At 64.4% G+C, this 17,802-nt stretch carries 18 protein-coding genes and 1 tRNA gene; 5 read left to right on the top strand and 14 right to left on the bottom strand.

Going from position 1 to position 17,802, the window contains the following annotated elements; genetic code table 11:
* The 10 genes from KBZ12_RS16505 to KBZ12_RS16460 all read right to left on the bottom strand — a co-directional run.
* On the bottom strand, positions 1 to 1,280 hold a 1,280-nt coding region (locus tag KBZ12_RS16505), incomplete at its 3' end, for a DUF1156 domain-containing protein (protein WP_254959108.1).
* Entirely contained in the window at positions 1,277 to 2,104 is an 828-nt protein-coding gene (locus tag KBZ12_RS16500; protein ID WP_254959107.1) for an Abi-alpha family protein, read from the bottom strand. The genes KBZ12_RS16505 and KBZ12_RS16500, both read right to left, overlap by 4 nt.
* 33 nt (positions 2,105 to 2,137) lie before the next feature.
* Positions 2,138 to 2,590, bottom strand: a complete 453-nt coding sequence (locus KBZ12_RS16495) for a hypothetical protein (RefSeq protein WP_254959106.1) — start codon at positions 2,588 to 2,590, stop codon at positions 2,138 to 2,140.
* Positions 2,587 to 5,685, bottom strand: coding sequence for an ATP-binding protein (locus KBZ12_RS16490; protein ID WP_254959105.1), 3,099 nt, complete (start codon positions 5,683 to 5,685; stop codon positions 2,587 to 2,589). Before KBZ12_RS16490 ends, KBZ12_RS16495 begins: the two co-directional genes overlap by 4 nt.
* A 345-nt stretch (positions 5,686 to 6,030) precedes the next feature.
* Positions 6,031 to 6,270 (bottom strand): hypothetical protein, encoded by a 240-nt coding sequence (locus KBZ12_RS16485; protein ID WP_254959104.1) that lies wholly within the window; start codon positions 6,268 to 6,270, stop codon positions 6,031 to 6,033.
* A gap of 167 nt (positions 6,271 to 6,437) precedes the next feature.
* Complete coding sequence (locus KBZ12_RS16480; protein ID WP_254959103.1) at positions 6,438 to 6,719, bottom strand: hypothetical protein; 282 nt, start codon at positions 6,717 to 6,719, stop codon at positions 6,438 to 6,440.
* A gap of 57 nt (positions 6,720 to 6,776) precedes the next feature.
* On the bottom strand, positions 6,777 to 7,580 hold the full coding sequence (locus KBZ12_RS16475) for an RAD52 family DNA repair protein (protein WP_254959102.1): 804 nt from the start codon (positions 7,578 to 7,580) through the stop codon (positions 6,777 to 6,779).
* Positions 7,581 to 7,619: 39 nt separating this feature from the next.
* Positions 7,620 to 7,832, bottom strand: coding sequence for a hypothetical protein (locus KBZ12_RS16470; RefSeq protein ID WP_254959101.1), 213 nt, complete (start codon positions 7,830 to 7,832; stop codon positions 7,620 to 7,622).
* A gap of 77 nt (positions 7,833 to 7,909) precedes the next feature.
* Positions 7,910 to 8,539 carry a siphovirus Gp157 family protein gene (locus KBZ12_RS16465; RefSeq protein ID WP_254959100.1) on the bottom strand — a complete coding sequence of 210 codons (630 nt, stop codon included), beginning with the start codon at positions 8,537 to 8,539 and terminating at the stop codon, positions 7,910 to 7,912.
* 49 nt (positions 8,540 to 8,588) lie between these two features.
* The gene (locus KBZ12_RS16460) at positions 8,589 to 9,035 is read right to left on the bottom strand and encodes a hypothetical protein (protein WP_254959099.1); all 447 of its coding nucleotides are present in this window, start codon (positions 9,033 to 9,035) and stop codon (positions 8,589 to 8,591) included.
* A 641-nt stretch (positions 9,036 to 9,676) separates the two neighbouring features.
* On the opposite strand from KBZ12_RS16460, the gene KBZ12_RS16455 reads away from it, so the two are divergent.
* Positions 9,677 to 10,291, top strand: a complete 615-nt coding sequence (locus KBZ12_RS16455) for a DUF6088 family protein (RefSeq protein ID WP_254959098.1) — start codon at positions 9,677 to 9,679, stop codon at positions 10,289 to 10,291.
* Entirely contained in the window at positions 10,284 to 11,345 is a 1,062-nt protein-coding gene (locus tag KBZ12_RS16450; protein WP_254959097.1) for a nucleotidyl transferase AbiEii/AbiGii toxin family protein, read from the top strand. Before KBZ12_RS16455 ends, KBZ12_RS16450 begins: the two co-directional genes overlap by 8 nt.
* 121 nt (positions 11,346 to 11,466) lie before the next feature.
* On the opposite strand, the gene KBZ12_RS16445 is transcribed toward KBZ12_RS16450, so the two are convergent.
* Together KBZ12_RS16445 and KBZ12_RS16440 are read right to left on the bottom strand one after the other, a co-directional pair.
* Positions 11,467 to 12,075: a type IV toxin-antitoxin system AbiEi family antitoxin domain-containing protein gene (locus tag KBZ12_RS16445; RefSeq protein ID WP_254959096.1), complete on the bottom strand. Its 609-nt coding sequence runs from the start codon at positions 12,073 to 12,075 to the stop codon at positions 11,467 to 11,469.
* A 371-nt stretch (positions 12,076 to 12,446) separates the two neighbouring features.
* Complete coding sequence (locus KBZ12_RS16440) at positions 12,447 to 14,966, bottom strand: DUF3987 domain-containing protein (protein WP_254959095.1); 2,520 nt, start codon at positions 14,964 to 14,966, stop codon at positions 12,447 to 12,449.
* A gap of 561 nt (positions 14,967 to 15,527) precedes the next feature.
* Between KBZ12_RS16440 and KBZ12_RS16435 the strand changes: the two genes are divergently transcribed.
* Complete coding sequence (locus KBZ12_RS16435) at positions 15,528 to 15,827, top strand: hypothetical protein (RefSeq protein WP_254959094.1); 300 nt, start codon at positions 15,528 to 15,530, stop codon at positions 15,825 to 15,827.
* Here the strand turns inward: KBZ12_RS16435 and KBZ12_RS16430 are convergent.
* Positions 15,807 to 16,928 (bottom strand): integrase, encoded by a 1,122-nt coding sequence (locus KBZ12_RS16430; protein ID WP_254959093.1) that lies wholly within the window; start codon positions 16,926 to 16,928, stop codon positions 15,807 to 15,809. The two genes, KBZ12_RS16435 and KBZ12_RS16430, sit on opposite strands and share 21 nt — an antisense overlap.
* Before the next feature lie 133 nt (positions 16,929 to 17,061).
* Positions 17,062 to 17,145, bottom strand: a tRNA-Leu gene (locus tag KBZ12_RS16425).
* 40 nt (positions 17,146 to 17,185) lie between these two features.
* Here KBZ12_RS16425 and KBZ12_RS16420 point away from each other — a divergent pair.
* Positions 17,186 to 17,437, top strand: coding sequence for an NAD(P)H-quinone oxidoreductase subunit L (locus KBZ12_RS16420; RefSeq protein ID WP_254959092.1), 252 nt, complete (start codon positions 17,186 to 17,188; stop codon positions 17,435 to 17,437).
* A gap of 3 nt (positions 17,438 to 17,440) precedes the next feature.
* Positions 17,441 to 17,776 carry a DUF3007 family protein gene (locus KBZ12_RS16415; RefSeq protein WP_254959091.1) on the top strand — a complete coding sequence of 112 codons (336 nt, stop codon included), beginning with the start codon at positions 17,441 to 17,443 and terminating at the stop codon, positions 17,774 to 17,776.
* Positions 17,777 to 17,802: the final 26 nt, after the last annotated feature.

Below are 17,802 nucleotides of genomic sequence, written 5' to 3'. Positions count from 1 at the left end.
GCGGCAACAGGGACGGGATACCTGGCTGTTCCTGGAGCAGGTCTGGATCGCCCATCACCGGGGCGGAGTGATGCCCTCATTGCTGCCGGATCCCTGAGTTCAGCAGCAACAGCAGCACGGCTTCTTTGCCCGCTCAGCGATGCGCGCTCAGGCGTGCATTTGCGCGGCAGTGCATACCGACCCCTGAATGGGTACCATTCCGGAAGCTTGTTTTTAAGGGCTGCCGTGACTGTCTCACTGTTATCATCCTCCGGGCATGGAGCCCGATAGGCTCGCTCCCACTTGTCCTTCTTTGCCCTGCCAGTCTTTGTGTATTCGGTAGGTAGCCTTCGCTTGAAGAACACAGCAAAAAGTTGCTCGCCCATCTGACCTGCCTGGGCTTGGGCTTTAATTTGATCGCTTTCGATGACCCGACCGCAGTCAGGGAAGGGGCAGGTTGCATCTCCGCCTTTCACTGTGCTTACGCTCTGCTCCCTTGTTGTAGTTACAATCTCAAAGAGGCAGTGGCGGCTGGTATCCCCCGGGCCGCTTCCCAGTTGTGGCTTAATCTTCACACCGGTACCATCAGGGGCTAGCTTCCAGCTTGGGGAGAGTGGGACCTTGCCAGCACAGTAGGGACAGTCAATCGTTCGAGCCCAGAGATAGTTAGTAGTGACGCAATTGGCTTCAGGCTCTAACGGGTAAAATGGGGTTAGTCTTTCCTCGCGCCGCTTTACGAATTCATTGGTGAACCGTTTAAACTCATCAAGCACGGCAACGCCGTATTTTGCTGGCCACTCATAAGTGGCCTTTTGCACCAGCACGGCTACTGGGTTGATGTCGTTCGCGAAGGCTGTGCAGCCCAAGCGCAGGGCCTCGAATGGAATAGCCCCACCTCCAGCTGTAGGGTCAAGCACCGTAGGCTGATTAATTCCCAACTTTGCAAGCTCATCTAGAAGCCAGAATTCTTCTTTCTCATTGAGCTTGTACGTGAAGGCACGCTTGTAGGTGTAGGCCTCACCCTCGAATCGTTCACCTTTTCGCCTCGCCGAGTCGATGCGCCTCCTGCATGCAAGCGGATCCCCATGGATCCCAAGCATGTGCATGAAGATCTTCCGATCAACATCCGCAGGGAGCAGCGAGGCCAGCACCGCCGCCCGCGAGGCCACCAACGGACGCCGTGCCCACCACACATGCAAGCGGTTCGGCGCCGGAAAGGGCGTCATTGGCGTCCGCTCGCGCACGCTCTCGATGCCGATTTCGGCGATCGGCAGCCACTCCTCAATTAATCGCCTGGTCATTGCCGCCTCTCCAGGAAAACTGCTTCTGAAAATGCTAATCCAAGCGGGGTAATAAACACAACCTTGAAATTAAAGCCGCCATCGATCATGCGCTCTGGCTCGATAAGATTTAGCCTGGCAAGATTGGACAGTGACACGAGAATCTGCGTAGTCAGCGGCTCCCGTGCTTTGCCTGCGATCTCTAGGTTCTTATCGTCAAACTGCAAGCACTTGTCGGGCAGGTACGATGTCGAGATGCCAGCAAAGGCAAGATTCTGGTCCTGAAATAGACCATCCCTTTCGCGGATTGTTCCACCAGGCAGCCATCCATCAGTCGAGCTCTCGCCCAATCCCTTGGTGAGCTCAACCGAATAGATTGAACGGAGATTAACTGCGTCTAGTGGGCTGAGATCTCTTAAAAGCGATGCAAAGGCTCTTCGCGACGACTCAGAGCCGCCGTTTGCTAGGTCAAGAATGCTAGAAGCCAAAAGCGAAGCCCAAAGACCACGCAATTCGTCGTCGTCAACCAGCTGAGCCTGGTCGAGGATGTCGACGGTTTGTCCAAAAGGTAAGTCTTGCATGCTTTCCAACGAAAACTCACTGCCACCGACATCATCAAGGATGGACCGCACTCGACTGCCCAGCGCCTTGAGGTTTTCAATGACCTTAGGGGGTAATTCTTTCCCTGCCCACAGCAGAGATCCCTTTTCAATGACCGAAAGATTCTCTTTTAAATGCTGAGCCCTTTCTGGCGTCAGCAAATGCGAATGGCCAAGATCAACAGCGTCCGCACCACATTTGATGAGATCGAGAAAGGAATTTGGGTCAATGTGGATGGGAGGCATTGCAGGTACAAAAAGAAAACAGCAAAGGATTGACTAAGAAGCACTCAGCAACAGGCGCAGCGCCGCCAGCACCCGGCGGGGGTTCTTGCGATGCATGGCCATTCCCAGCCAGTAGGCCGCCTCCTCGCGGGCCATTGCATCGATGCCGCGGGCGCAGTTCTCGATCGCGGCCACGTTGCGCATCGGAGCCAGCAGCTTGAACAGCAGCCCCATCGCGAGCGCAAGATCCTCCGAGAGGGCGTCCCGCCGGCCCTCGCCCTTCTTGAGCTTGGCCAGGCTCACCTGCTCCGCCTTGAGGCGCCGCAACACGGCTCCCTCCACCAGCAGGAGCTTGTGACCGCCGAGGCCCGCAATGCGGCGGGGCTCTTTCAGCTCGGGGGTGGCGGTGCTGGGCACCTGCCACACCTCCAGCTCCAGATCACTGGGGCCGCGCTGCCTGCTGCGCAGTTCGTAGGCCGGCCGGCCTGAAGCGATGGCCTGGGTCATGCCTGCCCCTCCGCTGCCGCGGTGAGCTCCAGGCGGATCGTGGCGGTCTGGGCGCTGAGGCCTGCCCGGGTGAGGCGTGTGATCCAGCCCTCGCCGCCATCATCCCAGCGCAAGGGGGGCTCGTAGCGGAGCTGGTAGGTGATGTCGAGCGACTTCTCCCCGCCTCGGCGCCACTGACCTTCGATGAAGCCCCGCAGGTGGGTGGCCTCCTCGGGAGTGCCGTTGAAGTCGAAGCTCCATTCGGCGCTGCCGTCGCCGCTGCTCCAGCCCCCTTCCATCATTTCGACGCGCACCGTGGCGCCAGGCTCGGCCTTGAGCAGGGCCATCGGCAGGAAGCCGTCGCCACTGTTCATCCGCCAGGTGAGGCTCTTGATTCCCTTGCCTGAGCTGCTCACCTGCTGGGCTAGCTGGGTAAGGGCTGTCTTCACGTTGTCGGTGCGCTCGATCACCCCAGGCCCTGCAGGTGGCGCAACGCCTGCTCCGCCGCCACCGGTGCTGGTGGAGCCCAGCCCAGCCTGAATTGAGGTTCCCGCCTCTCCCCCTCCGGTCACCGGAGTTGTTCCGCCGTCACCGCCAAACACGGTTGGCTGATCCACAGCAGGCTCACCGGCTGACGCTGAGGTTTTCGGAGGCCAGACGCTCAACTCCAGCGCCTTCTCCATCGTGTAGATCTTGCCGTCCTCACTGATCGAGAGCGTGCCGGGCGGCAGGCCCTGGCCTTCGAGGCGATCCCCTTCCTTGTAGACGAACAGGCCCTGATCCAGGCCCATGCGCAGGCACTTCTTGAGCACCTCATCCCCTAGCAGGATCGGCAGGGCTGGATCGCGGTAGTACTCGTTGCGCAGATCCCGCGTGCTCATCACCCCCGTGCGCTTGAGGGGTGTCTTGTCGGCCATGTAGTTCGGGGCTGGCGGGGCATCCTCCGCCAACACCAGTTCGCGGGCTTCCCTCAACACCCGCTCCACTTGCTTTTGGCCGAAGCCGGGCTCACTGCTTGCGCTGGTGACCGTGATGGCGGCATGGGTAAGGGGCACCTCGGGCCACTGCCCCCGCTCGGGATAAAACACATGTCTATAGCACTGCTGCACCGCCAGTGCGAAACCCTGCTGCGCCTGGCCGTAGCGCTCCTTCACCTGATCCTGCTGGTGGCTCTGGAGGCTGGCGAACAGATCGCCCTGCTGCATCTGCTGCAGCGCCAGGTAGGTGCGGGCCTTGCGCAGCATGTCGTCCACCTGCAGGGCATCGGCGCAGACGAACACGAGGTTGTTCCGGTTCAGGCGCATGTTGGCGTTGTCGCCCTTCTCCTTGAACAGCCGCACCACCAGCTCGGGCAGGTGGATGTTCGCCTGCTCCACGGTGTGGCCTTCCCAATGGATCACCGCCAGGTAGGGGCCGTCGGTGTCGTCGGGAATGTCTGCCGGGCTGGAGGGGAACAGCACAGGCTCCAGCCGTTGCTTGGCGAAGATCGTGCCGATGCGCCGGTTCAGCTCCTCACGCACACTCTCCAGATCGAACTGCCCCTCCCGCTTCCTCACCATCTGGTTGAGGTTGGCGTCGGTGAGGAAGCGCAGCTTGCTGATGCCGCTGTCGTCGAGATACTCCGACTCTTCTTGCAGAAGGCGCACCGCCTTATCGACAAAGGCCGGGTCCACAGCCGGTGCATAGAGGCTGTAGTTCAACTCGAGGCGGCTGAGGCCCTTGAGCGGTTCGTTGAAGGCCAGGGAGTGGAACAGCACCGTGCGCGCTGCCATGGAGCCGTAGGGCTCCATCCCCGAGAACTCCTGGGTATCCAGCCTCTGGGCCAGGGCCCTGCCGCCCTCGGCCGGTGTGGTGGACACATCCGCGCGGATCGCGGGGATGAAGGCCTGCAATCCCAGCTTGGTGGAGAGCTCCAATCGAATCCGCTCATTACCCGGATCGATGTGATGGAGATGGATGGCCGTGACGCCCCGTGGTTGCTCACGCCAGAGCTGGCCCACGGTCTGTGCCAGCAGCCGCAACATGCCCCGCACCCGCTGGAAGTTCTCCAGGGTGGAGGTCTTCTGCATCAGGGTTTCGATCAGCTCCGGATGGAGCGGATAGCCCTTGCGCAAATTGGCAGCGCGGTCATCGCTCTGACCCACCGGCGGCAGGGCATCGGCGGTGCGGCTCCAAATCTCCTGGTAGGACTGCACAACGTCCTCCACCCGACTGCGGTCGATCGACTCGAACAGGCGCCGTGTCAACACCTGCACCGTTTCGTCTTCGCTGGTGGGCGTGAGGGCCGTGATCTGCCGGCCCGTGACCGACTGCAGTTCGGCAAAGATGCGATCGATCCGCTGGTTTTCCTCCCCATAGGCATCCACCGACTGGCCGCCCTTGCCCAGCGCCAACGTGAACACCAGCACCGCCTGAGGGGAGGAGTTCACCGCCTTGATCAGGTCGGTGAGGAAGGGAGTGAGCTGCTCAGCCGCCTGACCGGCAGCCGGGCCCTTGATCTTGCGCAGGTAGATCGAGAGCTCGTCGATCAGGATCAGCACTGGCCGTTCGCCGATCAGCTCGCGCAGGGTTTCGGCTCCTGGAGGGGCAGCGCCGAGGCGGTCGCTATTACGGATGCGCTCGTATCCAGCAGGACCAGCCAGCTGCACCGCCAGTTCCCCCCAGGGGGTGAAGGCGAGCACGTTGCCCTCCATGCGCCGGCCGTTCATCGGGTCGGCGTTTTCCCCGTCGAAGGCCGCCACGGTGACCTTCTGGCTGGGCAGGCGGGCTGGATCGATGAACTCCGCCAGGTTCGGGATCTGATCGGCGGCCGTCAGGATGTGGTTCAGGCCGATCAGGGCGTGCGTCTTGCCGCCGCCGTAGCTGGTGTCGAGCCGCAGGATGCTGCCCAGCTGGCTGCCGGAGCTGGTGAGCCGGTCCACCACCGCCAAGAAGAGGTCGCGAAGGCCCCTGGTGGGGTGGGTGTTCGCAAAGAAGACAGCCGGGTTCTTGTAGAGCTCAGGAGCGGTGCCCTTCAGCACCTGGCTGAGGTCGGCTGCAAAGTCCTCATCCCGGATGCGCCCCTCCAGCACGTCGGCCCGGGGCCGGCAGAGCTCGTAGATGGTGGGAGGGCTCATGGGGTGGGCGGCACGGCCCTGGCGAGCCAGGGTGCTCGAGGGTGTCGAGCCCCATCCTGACTGTTGGCCGGTCCCAGGTCATCACCAAACCTTCAAGCCGAGACGAGCCGTTAAATCGAAGGCAAAACTATGCAGCTGGTGCATAGAAACGCCCTTGAGGGCTTGTCTCAGTCCTGGCGGGCCTGGTCCTGTTGGTTTCGCTTCACTTATCAGCTTGATGTCGTGAGTTGCGATGGTCATTTATCTCCTGATCCAGGTTCAGGTTCGCTCTCATCGCCGCCTGATGCCTGAGAAAAGCCCGGTGGCCTGGGCCGCCGGGCAGGGCAATGCCGCCCCGCTGGCGCCTCAGAGCACCAGCACCCGGGCCTGGGGCCCGAGCACCCGCTGCTGATTCGCAGCCAGGATCAGGGCCTCGCCTCTGGGCACGAAGTGCGGCTGGGCGGAGATGTGCCCCTCGCGATCGAGGAAGAGCACCCGGAGCAGCTGGCCGGCGGTGCCCAACAAATGAACTGAAACCACGCGGATCGGGCACTGGCGCTCGATGGGCCCGCGGCTTGGCTGAGCGGGGAAGAGAAGGCGAGCCATGGCAGGGATGGCGAACGACACCACCGCTGCGGCCCGGTGACGCCAGCGCCGCGCAAGGGTCGCAGAACGCAGTGGAGCGACTCGCGCCAGCCCTTGCGCGGTGCGCGAGCCGGGGCAGGCCGGGTGGCGTGATCGCCAGCCCCCAGGGCTCAGCCGGATCTGAGGGCTCAGTAGTCCTCGGGGAACAGCACGGTGGTGATGGGCCCATCGCCTTCGCCGCGGAGGTCTTCCGTGATCACCCAGATGGTGCCGTGCTCTGGTGTGTCGTAGCTGGAGAAGAGGCGGCCTTCCGCATGGGAGTGGTCCGAATCGTTGGAGGCTCTGTCCTCCGCATCGAGATCGCCCCAGTCGCGGGCCGCATGACGATCGAGCAGGCCGACGATCACCTCATGGGGGACGGCAGCTGCGACAGCGGCCGTGGCCACGATTCGTCCGAGGGAGTGACGCATGGGAAATGAGGGGCCGCAGGGCGGTCCTGCAGCCCACGTGAGTGGAGTCTGATCGGCTCAGCCGAGCTGAGCGTCCGGCTGGCTGGAAGTCGGGGCTTGGTGCTGCACCAGAAAGGCTTCGATCCAGTCGTGATGGCGCTTCTGCAGGATCCGATCCGCGATGGAAGTGGCCTCCTCCGGCACCTGGAACCGCTTGCGGAAAGCCTTGGTGAAGCCCTCCAGCACTGGCCGGGGCAGACCGCGCAGGGTGCCCAGGACCTGGCGGATGACGGCCGGGTCGAGCGGCGTGAGGCTGGGGTCGACGCTGGCGCTTGGCGCTGCGGACGAAGGGCTGCGATGGATCAATCGCGTGCCGTTGCTGGCACTGACAGGCAGAGGAGCGCTGTTCTCTCCTGCCGCGTGAGTCACCTCCCGCTGCTGCTTGTCGTACAGGGCCAGTCCGAAGGGATTCCCGAAGGTCATCAATGCACGCTTCATGGCGTCGGTTTCGGCCTCCTTGAGGGCGGACTCATGGGCCTGGCCAAGGTCAGCGTCGATGCCGTGGCCGGCGCCGCTGCCCTCGCGGATCAGTGGAGCTCCACCAGGAACAGACACCGTGACCCGGACCCTGGCGATGTAGGTCACCCCCCAGCCAGGGCGGTTGTCCCTGCCGATGGGACGCTCGGACTGGTTCACACAGCGAACCTCAATGGTTTCCCGTTGCCAGCCATCGAACCCGAAGATCCGATTGGCTTCTGCGATCACCAGCCACCCCTCCAGGTAGCTGACCTTGGAGCGGCCCTGCTCGCGCTGGCGCACCTTGGCGCGATCAAGGGGGGCGGAGAGGCAGGCGATCTGTTCGGTGGAGAAGGTGCACGTCATGGCATCGAGGGGGTGAGTGGGATCGATCTGGGACCGAAATCATTGGGCGGAGGTTTGAGGCGGCAGCGGCTCGATCAGCACCCAGCAGGGCGGCTCGCTGCAGTGGATGTGATCGGGCGAAGGTCGGCGGCCCGGTTTGCGGGTGATCGGCACCACCCAACTGGCGAGTCGCGTGGACCAGATGTGGCCCCTGGGCCTCGGTGTCGTGGGTGTCGTAGAGGCCGTGGCGCTGGCGTAGGTGGAGAGATCCATGGCTGTTGCTCAAGGTGATGGGATTGGGGTCAGGGCCCGCAAGCGCAACGGGCCGGTATCGAGGGGCCTCAGGCCTTTCAACTGATCCGCCAGGAGCGGCGTGAGAGCAGCTGGGCGCCTTCGATGTGGCGGCCAGCCTTGAGGGCTTCCTTGATGGCTGCCTTGTCGGGCTTGCTGGTGGTGGTGACGGCCAACCACTCGGAATCGAGGGCCTCTTCGTCGTCGATCTCGACGGCCTGGGACTTGCGGGAGGTCAGCTCGTGATTCGGGAACGAGAAACGGGTGGCCGAGGGCTGCAGGCGAGTAAGCACCAGCACCAGCGATTCCTCCAGGGCATCGGCTCGGGAGGCATCGGAGCGGGCCAGCTCAGTGAGCCGCTTGGCCTGCTGCTGCCGGTAGGCGGCCTGACCGCGCAGGTGCTCGATCACCCAGCAAGTGGCATCGGCCTTGGCCGCCAGGGCGGCTTTGTTGCCCTCTTCTGCGAGCAAGGCAGCCTCCAATTCGGCGAGGGCCTGGGCGCGGGTGTCGCCATCGGCTTCCAGCTTCTCGGCGAGTTGGCCGATGGCGGTGGTGAGCTCCTGGGCCTCGATGCCCAGCTGCCAAAGGGAGCCGGATCGCTGGAGGGTGCAGGACGGCCCGGTAGGCACTGGAGCCGCAGCCACTCGTGCGGAGGAGGCCTCGGTGAGGACGGGGGTGTGAACAGGCATGGCAGAGCGTGGGGAATGGATCGGCGAGCGCCCAGGGGCGCGGAAGGCTTCAGGAGCAGGCGGATGCAGCGGGCACGGCCCAGAGACCGGCGGATGGGCTGACCTCCACGACGGCGAGCGGCACCGGAGCACGGGAGGCCATGCGGCGGGCCAGCTGCACCAGCGATGCAGTGCCGGGGCCGCCGGGGAAGGCCAGCACCAGCACCGAGGTGGAATGCCCCGGCGAGGTGTGGGCCAGCGCCTCGGCAACGGCCAGCTGGAGCAGCTCGCGATTGCGGATCGGCCCGGCAGCCCGCCCATGGCGCTCCCATGCGGCAGGGAGGGCAAGGGCCGGCCAGCCCAGCTGATGGGCGGCACGGGCGATAGCTGCATCGGCGCCACGGGCTCCGCCATGGAACAGCCGATGGACAGACCGGCCGCCGCAGCGTGCGAGGAGCTCAGCGGCAACCCTCTGGTGGGGCCAGGCCAGATCACGGCCGCCGCCGGCTGCGATCACAAGGGAGCGAGCAAGACCTGGACCTGGCCCAGATGAATGACAAATAACCATGGAATCAGTTGCCTTGAGGGACAACCGATCGGGGCATCAAGCCACTGGAAAGAGTGCAGCTATGACGGCGAGATCAGGGGGTGAGGTTGCCGCAGGCGATGGGCTCGGGGCCTTTGGCGCAGCCTTTATTCTACCAGTACAAATGCACTTCAAAGAAGTCAGAGCCATTACGCCGCAATGGATCAAAGCAAAGCGGCGCCATGCGCTAGCGGCTCGGCAAGAGATCAGAGCAAGGACCAGATTCAGTCCGAAATAAACATCCGGCCGCGCAGCCGCGCGCGCAAACTTCTGTCCTCACTCCAGGCCCCTCCCGGCTGAGAGCTGCCGCGCCACCGCAGCCGCGGGAGAGCAGCCGAGCCCGCCACCCCCATCACCGGCCCCGGAGCGGAGGGCGGCGGCGGCTGGCCGATGCACGCCACGGCGCAGCTGTGGCACGCTGAAGGACAGCCGTCGTCGACCGCAGCGCGTCGTCAGCGCAGCCAGGCAGCACCGGCGCATTGGTGCCCGTGGCAAAAGCTCTGTGGACAATGTGTCAGAAACTCACGTAGTCTTCTGACACAACAGAGCACAACAAGACCCACAGGGCCGTCATGGCAGTGCTGAGCGAGCAGATCCTGGAAGCCGCGGGGAAACGCCCGGAGGGATCCCTGCTGGCGGCCAAGCAGTTCCTCGGCCTTGGCAATCGCGCTGCGGTGGACCAGGCCCTGCGGCGCCTGGCGGTCCGCGGCAAGCTCGTGAAGATCGCCCGCGGCCGCTACGCCCTGCCCATCACCAGCCGCTTCGGGACCAGGCCTCCGGCGCCGGAGGTGGTGATCGCCCAGCTCAACCGGGAGGGTGCCCAGCAGCTGGTGAGCAGCGGCGCCGCTGCGGCCAATGCCCTTGGCCTCACCACCCAGATGCCGGTGCAGCAGACCTTCCTGGCCCGCACCCGCAGCCAGAAGCGCTACGTCTTCGGGAAGGAACAGGTCACGATCCGCCCGGCAGCTTCCTGGAACTTCCTGCTACCCGATCGCCCCGCAGGCCAGGCGATCCGGGCACTCACCTGGCTTGGCCCTGATCAGGCCTTAGCGGCCCTGCCGACACTCCGCCGTGTGCTGCCGCTCCAGGAGTGGGATGCGTTGCTCTCCGTCCGTGCTGAGCTGCCCCTGTGGCTTGCAGAGCTGCTGAGTGAACAAGCGCTTGAGCCGCAGAAGGCTCGTGGCTGAGTCCTGGTTCGCGCTGTCCCCAGAGGACCAGACGGAAGCCCTGGCGGTTGCTGCTGCCGAATCCGGCTGGCCGGCGAACCTGCTGGAGAAGGACATCTGGGTGGTCTGGGCGCTGCAGACCCTGGGGAAAGAGCAGCAGTTGCTGGAGACCCTCACCTTTAAGGGGGGCACCTCGCTCTCGAAGGCCTACGGGCTGATCGATCGCTTCTCGGAAGACGTCGATCTCACCCTCAACATCCAGTACCTCTGGCCTGAGGTTGACCTCTCCCCAGCAGCCAACCCCAGCCAGGCCGAGAAGCGCAGAAAAACGGCCGACAGGAAGCTGAGGCAGTGGGTCCGGGAGATTCCCCTACCGCTGCTCCAGAGTGCTGCCGCTGGCGCCGGTGTCACCCTCGAGCTGGATCTGGAGCAGCCAAATGCAGGCCGGCGGCAGCCACCCACCATCGTCATCCACTACCAACCACTGATCCCGGCGCCAAACAACAGCTCCGGGTATGTGCGGCCGACGGTGCGGCTGGAGTTCGGCGCCCACTCCACCGGCGAACCGCACGGCCCCATGCCAATCACCTGTGAGGCGGCGACCCATCTGGCCATGCTCGACTTCCCGGCCGCCAGACCACTGGTGATGGATGCCAGGCGCACCTTCCTGGAGAAGGCCGCGGCCATCCATGTCGCCTGCCGCAAGGGACGCTGGGGCAGCGGCGAGGGCGACCGCTATTCACGGCACTGGTATGACCTCGATCGCCTGGCCGGTGCAGGCATCGCGGAGGAGGCCATCCGTGACCGGCCCCTCGCCATTGAGGTGGCGCAGCACAAGGAGGACTTTTGGCGTGCCACTGATGCCGATGAACAGCCGATCGATTACCTCCGCGCCCTCAGTGGCAACCTGCAGCTGGTGCCGATCGACGCCGCCCGGAAGGCCCTGGAAGCGGACTACAGGGCCATGACCGACTCAGGAATGCTGCGCGGTGAGGTTCCTAGCTTCCAGGAGCTAATGGAGCGGATCGCCCATCTGGAGCAGCAGTGCAACGCCATCAGCAGAACCTTCCCCTGAGATCCAGGCCTGCACCAGGCACCGCTCTTCCCGAAGCGGTTCAGCACCGCATCGAAGGTCTCCTGCTCCTGCCGGGCCCGGTTCAGCAGTCGCTGCCGGATCGACGCGGCCAGGTTGGCCTTCACAGGAGGGCTTCCAGATAGGGAGCCATCACCCGCTGCATGCGCTGCGCCTGTGCCTGACGCCAGAGCTCATCGACGTTGAGCCGCCGCTGGTTGATTGCATCCTTGAGGGCTTCCAGCACGGGCTCCATACCGAGCTTGCGGCGATGGCGGAAGCAGTCGACCAGGGTTTTCTCAACCCCGTAGACCTTCAGCCGGATCGGGCCGGAGCGCAGCGTTTCCACCTGCAGGCGATGCAGCTCCGGCTGCCCATGGATCACCTCCAGTAGCGGGAACTGCAGCGTGGGTCGATGGACGCCCCGGGGCAGGCAGATCCACACCCGGCGAGGTTGCTGGGTGCCCAGTCCATGCAGCCGCAGGGCCGTGAGCAGACAGAACGCCGCCTGAGGTACCCGCTTGGCAACGATCTCCAGGTCAACGTGCTCGCGAACGGCCGCGGCCGGCAGGCCATAGAGCCCACGCTCCAGGCGCTCCAGCAGGCCGTGCTCGCACAGACGGGCCAGGGTCGAACGATCAACACCAGCCGCCGCCGCCTCCCCGGTCCGGAGCAGGCCCTTCCGACGCGCCAGCTTCAGGGCCGTCTCTTTTCTGTCGAGCACTGGAGTCATGGCCCCATCATGCGACAAAACCTGCACATCTGTAACCAGCTGTGCCCTTCTCGTCACACCTCCACCCCTTACCGCGCCTTCCCCGCCCCTTGGCCACCTCTCGGGCCACCCCTGGGTGGAGAAGAAAAAATCTCTCTCTTCTCTTGCTACGACAGGGCTCTGACTCTCAATCCTTCCAGGGGTGGACTTCAGTGGTGCTCTTCTGAAACCGCCGCCGCCCCCGCGCCGATGAGCCACCACAGGGTCGGCAGCCACCCCTCCACCCCTACGCACTGAACTCCAGTGCTGACAGGCGTTCCGCCCGTTCTGAGCGGTGGATACAGCGGTGGCACCGCAGGGGTGGATCCCCCTAAGAGGTGGAGTCACCTGCCTCAGTTAGCTGTCAGCAGCGGCTTGGAGGCGGTGTACTTCCAGCCCTGCTGCCCCCTGTACTCCATCGGCTCCAGAACGCCATAGCCCCGCTCCTGCAGCACCTGCAGGGCATGCAGTACGTCCCCTGACTCTGGGCGCTGCTTGCCGCTCAGGGCACGGCGCAGGGTGCTCAACGCCAGCGGCGTGCGCTTTTCCCAGGCCACTCGCTGCAGCTTCAGCATCAAGGCGCCCAGCTCACTGTTGCCGGCCGAGGTCAGCCGCACGCCGACCGTCTGATCCAACAGGAAGCGGTTAAAGCGGATCGCGCGTTGCATCGCCTCCACTCCAACATCGTTGTTGCCGAGAGAGATCGGCCCCTCCGACCGTTCCGCAACGCACCACAGCAGGTGGAACAGGGCGGCCAGCCGCCCGATCCGTCCGGCGGCCTTGTTGGCCAGGGAGCGCTCCGCCGCGGAAATACTGGCCCGCTTGCGCTGATACATCGCTGCTCGCTCGGCCTGGAACAGGGCAAAGGCCTCAGGAGTGAGCCGCAGGTGCAACTGCTCCACCCGGGCCAAGACCCCATAACAACGCTCGAGCAGCTGCTTGAGGTCTTCCGCCCGCTGAACCTCCTCCGCTGTCCAGCAGGCAGGGAAATGCTGCTCGACACTTTGCTGCTCAACCACGATGAAGCGGGCCGACAGACCCGACTGATCGGCATCACCGGTGATCTCCCGATACACATCGGGCTGACAGCCGGCGACCATCGCCAGGCGGCAGCTCTTGTAATGCCGTTCGCGGGTCTGATCCACCTTGGCGCCGCGGGCACCGGTGCCGTCATAACGGGAGAGCAGCCAGCCCCCGAGGGATGCATCCTTCCCAGCCCTGGCTGGATCGGCCATCTGCCGCAGGGCCGCCGCGGCCTCGTCAAGCCAGAGGCAGACCGAGCGGTTGGCCCACTTGTCATGGATCTCCAGGTGAACCTCCATCCCCTGCACGGTGATGTCCTCCGTCACCAGGGTCTGGGGAAGCCGCGGTCTGGCCCCAGGTGGCGGTCCATCTCCGTTCTCGGCGTCCTGCTTCCTGAGTTCCCACTCCTCCACCTGCCGCTTGTGGGCCTGCTCCACCACCGCATCCACGCTCTGCTGCCAGGGCTTGACCAGAAGCCTGTTCAGCAATGGGGTCTTGAGCTCACCACTGGGCATGAGCAGCAGCACCCAGAGCGTCAAGGGCTGGCTGAAGTCCTCGGCCGGATCCAGTTCGATCCAGCTGCGCAGGGGCAAGGCGGCTGAAAAACCGGCCAGCAGAACGGCCAGCAGCGTGCTGTGCTGAAATTCGGCGCTGTGGCGGATCCCCTCCAGCGCCCCCACCAGCACCGGTGGGATCAGGGAGCGGACATCAAGGTCGACCGTGGCGCCGAGCTGCTCCAGCTGATCGAGGGAGTCATCGGCATCGAGGGCCGCTTCCTTCTCCTCGACCAGCTCCCGGTACAGACCCTGCACATCCCGCAAGCTGCGGTCGTGGTCGCCGGCGATTCGCTCCAGCCGGAAGGACAGCTCTGAGCCGCTGGGGCCTGCTGCCGCCAGCTCCTCCAAAACCTCCTGCAACGTGGGCTTTCCCTGCGTCTTCTCCTGCCCCACCGCATCTCGTGGTGCATCAGTGGATCCAGAGGAGACGGCGTCGGCGGCAGAGCCGCTGCTGAATCGCCGGTAACGGCGCAGGGCGGCGTCGCTGTCCCGATGCCGGCAGTGCGCCATCTCGATGGTGGCCAGCACACGATCCGCCTTGTCCTCGATCGCCAGGGCCGCGACGGCTTGCCCGATCAGATCGTCCGGACTGCCGCTGAAGCGCAGACCGTGGTCATTGAGCAGGTTGACCCAGCTGTACACCTCCTTCACGAACCCCGTGAGCTGGGCGCTCCGATCCACCGCCGCTCCCTCATTCCCGCAGTAGGGGCTGCCACCTGAGAGCACCTCCCGGGCCTTGCTGCCGATCAACTCCGTCAGAGCCGGCGCTACCGATCCCGACGCCTGTGGCTGCGGGTCGGGGGATCGCCTCGGCCTCTGCGGCTGCTTTGTGGTCGCTCCGGTCGCCCTCGCCTTGGGATAAATGCCGATGGTCCCGAGGGTCTTGACCTCGATCAGGCTGTAGGCGTACTCGGGGTTGACCAGCTCATAGACGCCGGATCCGTTGCGGGTCGGGGCACAGACACACACCCGGGTGCCGGCCAGGACCTCACCGCAGTGATCACCGCCGGGAACGGTCGTGAAATTGCAGTGCATTTTCCCCGCTGCGGTGCGCCAGCTGGCCATCCCGTCAGCCGGCCTCACGTAAATGTGGACACCACCGCCGGGCGTGCGCTCAATGCGGCTCTGTGTGAGCTCCGGACAGAGATCCAGCAGGCGCATCCAGTCCTGATCCAGAGCCTCCTGGCTTGGGTAATTCTTGCGATCAAAATCAATGACCACCACATCCTTAGACGGGATGACGGCGAGCCCGATCGGCCGCCCTAGACGCTCGGCGACCTCAAGGCGTTTCAACACCTCAGGTTCATCAGCCGGTTTGCACTGGCTTGTCAATCTCGGCTCACCATCGGCCAGCCAAAAACTCGGGTTCTTACCGACAAAAGCAGGTAGAGGATGCCCGTTCTTGTCACGCTGAACCTCTCTATGGCCGGTTTGGCTGTTCAGCCTGGTTACTGGGTAGGTCTCGGCGGGGAGCGCGACTGGAATCACCGTCTGCAGGCTGAGCCCCAGCCGGGACAGACGACCGGCTGCTTCCCTCAGTGCGCTGTAATCGCAGGGGGTCATGGGCGAGCCCCCCGGCAGAAAGTAGCCCGAAATGTGCCTTTCTGTTGTGGAACAGCGCAGCAGAAAGCAGCCGCAGCAATCGCCGGAGGTGCCATAATCAGGTGACCACGAACACGAGGCCGCGGCGAATTTCGCTGCGGCTTTTTCATTTGAACCCCAGAGAGACCTTTGTGGATGCCTCAGAACCGTGCAAACCGTGCAAGTCCTGGACATCTGCACGGTCTGCACGGTTCAACAGCGCTTAATCGCTGAACTCAGGGGCTCAAATGGTGTTGTGCGAATCCAACTGACATGAGCACATCGCTGACAGCTGCGGATGACATCCGGCAGCAACTCAATCTCATCTGTGCCCAGCTGAATGTGATTCAGGCGAGGCTGGAGCTGAAGCCAACACTCAGCAGCAGCCCCTGGCTACCCCTGACGGAAGCCGCCCGGGCCCTGCACTTCCCAAGTGCCCGTGCCTTGCGCGTTGCCATCGATCGCGGTCGCATCCCTCCCCAGTTCGTCAGCGCCACCACCGGCGACACCGGTAAGCGCAGGACGCTGTACGTGGATGTGGAGGGCTTCGCCTCACATCTGCGCAACAAGTGACGCCATCGAGGCGCTGTCGAACCAGCGCTGGTAGAGGGACGTGTGAACCATCAGGGAGTGTCCGAGGCTCTTGGCTGCCAGGGATGGGCTGATCTGGGGGTTGTGAATCGCCCGCACAGCCCAGGCATGCCGCAGGTCGTACGCCTGAAAGGGTGCCCCGAAGCGCCGTAGGGCCACACCAAGTTGCGCTCCCACTGTTCGGTGGTCCCGATCCAGGTTGATCATCGGAAGGCGCGTGTGCTGAAGCGACCACCGCTCAATCCAGATTTTCGGAAGCGGCAGTCCCTGGCGGGCTCCCGTCTTACCGCCCTCGACCGCCACAAGGCCATTGGCTTGCACATGGGCCTTCATCAGTGCTTCATGGGGCCTCGTCCCATAGGTGGCGCACACACCGGCAACCCACTGCCAATCAGCCGGCAGCGCATCAATCACCTCAACAATCACCGAATCGCTGGGCAACTCCCGGGGGGCTGCATCCTTCTGTGGGGTGTACCCCTTGCCCAGTTCCTTGAGGGTCTGAACAGCATCAGGCCCCAGCTCGATCGCACGTGCCACAGCCACGGTGGCGATCGAAGCCCGCCTCCGGTTGCGGCTCCCTACCGCCTTGCTTTCGACCAGGGCCTTCAGGACCTTCAGGTCGATCTGCTGCAGAGACAGAAGCGGCTTCAGGGGAGAGGCGTAGTCGGTGGCCCAGGAGACCGATGCACTCACCCCACGACGACGCTGCACGGTCCACCATTGCTCGGTGCGGCGGATCGCTTCCGCCCCGCTGATGGCGTCTCCAGCAGCCGCTCCACCTCTGGCCCCAACACTCGTCTTTGGCTCATCAAACCACCGATCGAAGGGGAAGGGATCCAAGCCCATGCGGTGGAGCTCGATATCGCGGCCGAGCTCTTCGGCGAGCTTGCGGGCCTGCTCCAACCCTGCGGGATAGGTGATCGGGGTGGTGATGCGCCGCTGCTTCCAGGAACCGTCCGGGAAGGGCAGCGTGCTCCGGAGACGCAGCCTCTTGCCGGAGGGCGCGACCTCAATCGCCACCCCGCAGCCCAGCTCCTTGAGAGCCCGATTGACGCGGGTCAGATACGGGTCCCTGGGGGGCATGGCAACCGTGCCTAAAACCGTGCCTAGCTTGGCCCCTTTTGGGCTTTTTCGTGCCTAAATCGTGCCTAACCCCAAAACCGCCACGGCCATCAGAACCTTGCCAAAACCCAGTAGCTGCAGGGGTTTTAAGCGATGGGGGCAGGGGGACTTGAACCCCCACAGTCTTGCGACCTGCGGATTTTAAGTCCGCTGCGTCTACCAATTTCGCCATGCCCCCGCGCCTGGATCCTAGATTCCCCCCACTTCGCGCAACCCCGGTGGCCCTGAGCGGACCTCTGAGCAGCCTTTCGCTCGACACCCTGCTGGTGATCGGCGCCTATCTGGCTCTGGCCGGGGCCTACCTGGTGGTGGTGCCCCTGGCCCTCTACTGGTGGATGCACAAGCGCTGGACCCTGATGGGCAAGATCGAGCGCACCGCCATCTACGGCCTGGTGTTCCTGTTCTTCCCCGGGCTGATCCTGTTCGCCCCCTTCCTCAACCTGCGCATGGCCGGCCAAGGCGAGGCCTGATCGGTGACCCGCGCACAGGCGATCCTGCTGGGCTTTGTGGTGTTCGGCATCGGCGGCGGCGGTTACTGGATGTTCCGCTCCAGCGGCCTGGAGGGCTTCTCCCCCGGCATCGCCGCCTCGGCCGTGCTGATGCTGGTGGTGCTGGGCTGGACCGCCAGCTACCTGCTGCGGGTGGTGGGCGGCAAGATGACCTACATGGAGCAGCGGCGCCGCTACCGGGCCGCCTACGACGCCATCACCGATGAGGAGCTGCAGCGCAAGTTCGAGGCCATGAGCCCCGAGGAGCAGGCCAAACTCCTGGCCGAGGTGGGGCAGCTGCAGGCCGATGCCGAGATGTGAAGACGACCCCATAGGCTCAGGGGCAC

Origin of the sequence: Cyanobium sp. Cruz CV13-4-11 (assembly GCF_024346055.1) — a bacterium.
Taxonomy (GTDB): domain Bacteria; phylum Cyanobacteriota; class Cyanobacteriia; order PCC-6307; family Cyanobiaceae; genus Cyanobium.
This window is presented reverse-complemented; position numbering and strand designations above follow the sequence as displayed.

Excerpts from the sequence above, each read along its gene's own strand:
- KBZ12_RS16455 (WP_254959098.1), top strand. The coding sequence starts at position 9,677 with ATGGCAGTGCTGAGCGAGCAGATCCTGGAAGCCGCGGGGAAACGCCCG.
- KBZ12_RS16465 (WP_254959100.1), bottom strand. The coding sequence starts at position 8,539 with ATGCCTGTTCACACCCCCGTCCTCACCGAGGCCTCCTCCGCACGAGTG.
- KBZ12_RS16485 (WP_254959104.1), bottom strand. The coding sequence starts at position 6,270 with ATGGCTCGCCTTCTCTTCCCCGCTCAGCCAAGCCGCGGGCCCATCGAG.
- KBZ12_RS16500 (WP_254959107.1), bottom strand. The coding sequence starts at position 2,104 with ATGCCTCCCATCCACATTGACCCAAATTCCTTTCTCGATCTCATCAAA.
- KBZ12_RS16490 (WP_254959105.1), bottom strand. The coding sequence starts at position 5,685 with ATGAGCCCTCCCACCATCTACGAGCTCTGCCGGCCCCGGGCCGACGTG.
- KBZ12_RS16435 (WP_254959094.1), top strand. The coding sequence starts at position 15,528 with ATGAGCACATCGCTGACAGCTGCGGATGACATCCGGCAGCAACTCAAT.
- KBZ12_RS16475 (WP_254959102.1), bottom strand. The coding sequence starts at position 7,580 with ATGACGTGCACCTTCTCCACCGAACAGATCGCCTGCCTCTCCGCCCCC.
- KBZ12_RS16445 (WP_254959096.1), bottom strand. The coding sequence starts at position 12,075 with ATGACTCCAGTGCTCGACAGAAAAGAGACGGCCCTGAAGCTGGCGCGT.
- KBZ12_RS16470 (WP_254959101.1), bottom strand. The coding sequence starts at position 7,832 with ATGGATCTCTCCACCTACGCCAGCGCCACGGCCTCTACGACACCCACG.
- KBZ12_RS16430 (WP_254959093.1), bottom strand. The coding sequence starts at position 16,928 with ATGCCCCCCAGGGACCCGTATCTGACCCGCGTCAATCGGGCTCTCAAG.
- KBZ12_RS16495 (WP_254959106.1), bottom strand. The coding sequence starts at position 2,590 with ATGACCCAGGCCATCGCTTCAGGCCGGCCGGCCTACGAACTGCGCAGC.
- KBZ12_RS16480 (WP_254959103.1), bottom strand. The coding sequence starts at position 6,719 with ATGCGTCACTCCCTCGGACGAATCGTGGCCACGGCCGCTGTCGCAGCT.